This window comes from Veillonella dispar (assembly GCF_937975875.1).
GTDB lineage: Bacteria > Bacillota > Negativicutes > Veillonellales > Veillonellaceae > Veillonella > Veillonella dispar_B.
This window is the reverse complement of record NZ_CALJSP010000112.1, coordinates 1-4129: the sequence shown is the minus strand read 5'-3', so window position 1 is coordinate 4129 and position 4129 is coordinate 1. Positions and strand designations below refer to the sequence as shown.

Below are 4129 nucleotides of genomic sequence, written 5' to 3'. Positions count from 1 at the left end.
CAATGCATCGAAGAAATCATAAATAATCTCATTGAGCGGAAGGTCATATTTAAGAAGTGCTCTTGATTCTTCCATATATTCCATTCCAATATAAACACCTCGTCTTTCCTGACAAAGCGTCATTATTGCACCCACAAATTCCTTTGTAACCATAATCTCTGCCGAAACCATCGGTTCCTCCATGTGCTCAATCTCTGACGGGTCAGGAAGGTTTGACGGATTTGTGACCTCAATCATTTCTCCATTTGTCTTGTAAACCTTATAGTTTACAGATGGAGCAGTTGTAATAAGGGATAAGTTATATTCACGTTCCAACCGTTCTTGAATAACATCCATATGTAATAGGCCGAGGAAACCACAACGGAATCCGAAGCCCAATGCCAAAGATGTTTCTGCTTCGTATTCTAAAGCAGCATCATTAAGTTGTAACTTTTCAAGTGCATCACGAAGATTTTCATAGTCTTTAGAATCTGTTGGATATAAGCCACAATAAACCATAGATACAGCTTTGCGATAGCCAGGTAATGGTTCTGGTGCCGGATTATTAGCTAATGTTACAGTATCACCAACGTGACAATCAGCTACATTCTTAATGCTAGCTGCAATACAACCTACAGAGCCACATGGTAACTCCTGAACAGGTACAAGATTTGGTGTAAAGATACCAAGTTCTGTTACATCAAAATCCTTTTTATCATGCATCATACGGATTGTATCTTTTGCTTTAATTGAACCTTCTTTTACGCGAACGTAAGCAATGGCACCTTTGTATGCATCAAAACGGCTATCAAAAATCAAAGCTCTAGTTGGTTCATCAGATTTATCTGGCGGTGCAGGCACCTTATTTACGATAGCTTCCAAAATATCTGGAATGCCAATACCAGATTTAGCAGAACATAAAACTGCTTCTGATGCATCTAAACCAATAATATCCTCAATTTCATGTTTAACTCGATCAGGATCTGCAGAAGGCAAATCAATTTTGTTAATAACAGGAATGATTTCAAGATCATGTTCTAAAGCGAGATACACATTTGCCAACGTTTGTGCCTCTACACCTTGTGCAGCATCTACTACGAGTAATGCGCCTTCACAAGCTGCAAGAGAACGAGATACTTCATAGCTGAAATCCACATGGCCCGGAGTATCAATAAGGTTCAAAGTATACTCTTCACCATCTTGTGCTTTATACAAAATGCGAACAGATTGGGCTTTAATGGTAATGCCCCTTTCCCGTTCTAAATCCATAGAGTCTAGAACTTGGGCTTCCATTTCGCGTTTTTGTAATGTGCCAGTATATTCAATTAATCTATCGGCAATGGTAGATTTACCATGGTCAATATGAGCTATAATACAGAAGTTTCTAATCTTTTTCGTTGACATATTATGTGAACAAGTTCAAAGAACTTGTTTTCTCCTTTCTAACATACGCGATCGATAACAGCACCTCCTAATAATTGAGTGCCATTATAAAAGGCTACGGACTGACCTGGTGTAATAGCCCGTTGTGGTTCTTCAAAAATAACCTCCATTGTATCGTCATCTAAAATACGTGCTGTGCAAGGAGAAGGGTTAGCTGCATAGCGAATTTTTCCTTCTGCCTTCAATTCCTTATGAATTGTATCATCTAAGAAGTTATAGAACTTACAAATCATACGATTTGTAAAGAGTCGTTCATTAGGACCTACGATAACCTCATTGCGTTCACCATTAAAGCCAATAACATATAATGGGTGCTTGTATGCGATACCAAGACCCTTACGTTGGCCAATAGTGTAGTTAAATAAGCCATTATGCTTACCTAATACTTCACCATCTTCAGTAACGATATTACCAGATTTAGGTTTATCCTTCATTTCTTCTACCACGAGCTTTTGATAGTTCCCGTGAGGTAAGAAACAAATATCTACACTATCTGGTTTTTTAGCTACTGGTAAATCATATTCAGCAGCTAATTTACGTGTTTCAGTCTTACATTGAACACCTAGTGGGAACATAAGATGACTCAAGATACGTTGGTTCATATTGTACATAACATAACTTTGGTCTTTTGTAGGATCAACACCTTTATGTAACTCATATAGACCTGTTTCTTCATTATAATTTACTTGTGCATAATGACCAGTTACCATATGTGTGGCACCTAATTCAAGAGCACGATTGAGCATCAAGTCAAACTTGATGTTCTTGTTACAAAATACACAAGGATTTGGCGTACGACCATAGGCATATTCTTTTACAAAGTAATCTACCACATTATCGTAGAATACATCGCGAGCATCGATAACGTGATGCTCGACACCAAGAAAATCACACATCTTCTTAGCATCTGTTACAGCGAGGGGCACTGAATCATAAGGTGTACCACTCACCCACAGCCACAGGGTAATACCAAATACTTTATAGCCTTGTTTTAGTAGCATTGCAGCAGTTAAAGAACTGTCTACGCCACCACTCATAGCTACAGCGATAACTTTTTCCATACTTTCTCCTTTTAATGATCTCTTGATCATAAAACTAATCAGGGTGAAAGCCTGACGTGTAAAAAACACTAGTTCGGTGTAAAAGTCCGAGTAGTATTGCTATGAAATTATAGCAACTTATATTATAGCCTAGAACTAGGTATATTGAAAAGATTTGAAACAAAATGAATCCCTTTCTCAAAGAGAAAGAGATTCTAACTATTATCTATGTTTTAATATTTCTTCTGCTGCACCTAAAATACCGAGCATGGAGTGTTCAAACACAAGGCCACCTTGCATGAAAATCGTATACGGAGGACGAACTGGACCATCTGCACTTAATTCAATGGAGGAGCCTTGTACAAAGGTACCACCAGCCATGATAATTTTATCTTCATAACCAGGCATATCGCCAGGGATTGGATGTACATGAGCATCTACAGGAGAATAGGCTTGCATACCTACACAGAAGTGCTCCATTTCTTCCCCATTTTTTAGATTGATGGCTTGGATCAAGTCATAGCGATCAGCATTTACCTTAGGGAATACATCATAGCCTAATAATTCACCTACCGCAGCCGTATATACAGCCCCTTTAAGTGCTTGCAATACTACGTGAGGTGCCATAAATAAACCTTGGAAGAACAAGCGATAACCAGGAGCATAGGAGCCCATATGATCGCCAAGTCCTGGAGCAGTAAGTTGATAGGCTGCATCTTCTACAAGGTCTTCTCTACCAACAATATAACCGCCAGTTGGCGCCAAACCACCCCCTGCATTTTTAATGAGAGAGCCCGCCATAATATCGGCACCAGCTTCTAATGGTTCTTGTAACTCTGTAAATTCGCCATAGCAATTATCTACAAAACAAATGGTGTTAGGATTTTTAGCTTTTACGGCATCTACAATGATCTTAATATCGGCAATAGATAATGGTTCACGCGTACTATAGCCGCGAGAACGTTGAATGACTACTACTCGCGTATTATCATTCACAGCGTTAGCAATGGCCTCCACATCATAGGTATTATCTTTTAAAGGCACCTCAGTATAGGTAAACCCTTTTTCTACTAAAGAACCACGTACTTCACGAGTAGCACCAATTACGGATTGCATTGTATCGTAAGGAGCGCCAACGGCATAGATAAATTCTTTACCTTTAGAACCATTCCCCATTAAGGAAATCAACGTTGTTGCTAGTGCGTGTGTACCAGATACAAAATGAGGACGAACGATAGCCTTTTCACCTTTAAATACATAGGCAAATACTTCATCTAATTTTTCACGGCCCACATCGTTATAGCCATATCCAGTAGTACCTGTGAAGTGATAATCAGATACTTGGCATTCTTTAAAGGCTTCTAACACCTTTTTAGTATTGGCTAATGCAATAGGTTCAAATTTCTTAAATTCTGGTTCAGCCATCTCAAGGGCTTTACTGCGTATTTCTTCTAATGTCATGCTAATCCTTCTCTACGGATTAAATCCATAGCTTTATTAAATATAAAATCTTTAGATGTATCGCTATCAATATGTATCCATTCAATATATGGCATACGTTTATACCAAGTGATTTGGCGCTTTGCAAAATGTCGAGTATTCTTCTTAATTAAATCGCGGCATTCATCGAGGGTAATACTGCCATTTAAATATTCTACAACCTCTTT

At 38.5% G+C, this 4129-nt stretch carries 3 protein-coding genes and 1 pseudogene; all 4 read right to left on the bottom strand.

Annotated elements, in window-relative coordinates; all coding sequences use genetic code 11:
• The coding region (gene lepA, locus Q7P05_RS05240) for a translation elongation factor 4 (protein WP_303930912.1) at positions 1-1383 on the bottom strand (1383 nt) is incomplete at its 3' end.
• A 38-nt stretch (positions 1384-1421) separates the two neighbouring features.
• A complete protein-coding gene (gene mnmA / locus Q7P05_RS05235; RefSeq protein ID WP_303930910.1) occupies positions 1422-2483 on the bottom strand; it encodes a tRNA 2-thiouridine(34) synthase MnmA in 1062 nt (353 codons plus the stop codon).
• A gap of 201 nt (positions 2484-2684) precedes the next feature.
• Positions 2685-3923 carry a methionine gamma-lyase family protein gene (locus tag Q7P05_RS05230; protein ID WP_303930908.1) on the bottom strand — a complete coding sequence of 413 codons (1239 nt, stop codon included), beginning with the start codon at positions 3921-3923 and terminating at the stop codon, positions 2685-2687.
• Positions 3920-4129, bottom strand: a pseudogene (locus tag Q7P05_RS05225) (tRNA (adenosine(37)-N6)-dimethylallyltransferase MiaA); the annotation flags it as partial. The gene Q7P05_RS05230 and the pseudogene Q7P05_RS05225, both read right to left, overlap by 4 nt.

What these genes read in the sequence shown, in the direction of transcription:
- Q7P05_RS05230 (WP_303930908.1), bottom strand. Translation starts at nt 3,923, where the DNA reads ATGACATTAGAAGAAATACGCAGTAAAGCCCTTGAGATGGCTGAACCA.
- mnmA (WP_303930910.1), bottom strand. Translation starts at nt 2,483, where the DNA reads ATGGAAAAAGTTATCGCTGTAGCTATGAGTGGTGGCGTAGACAGTTCT.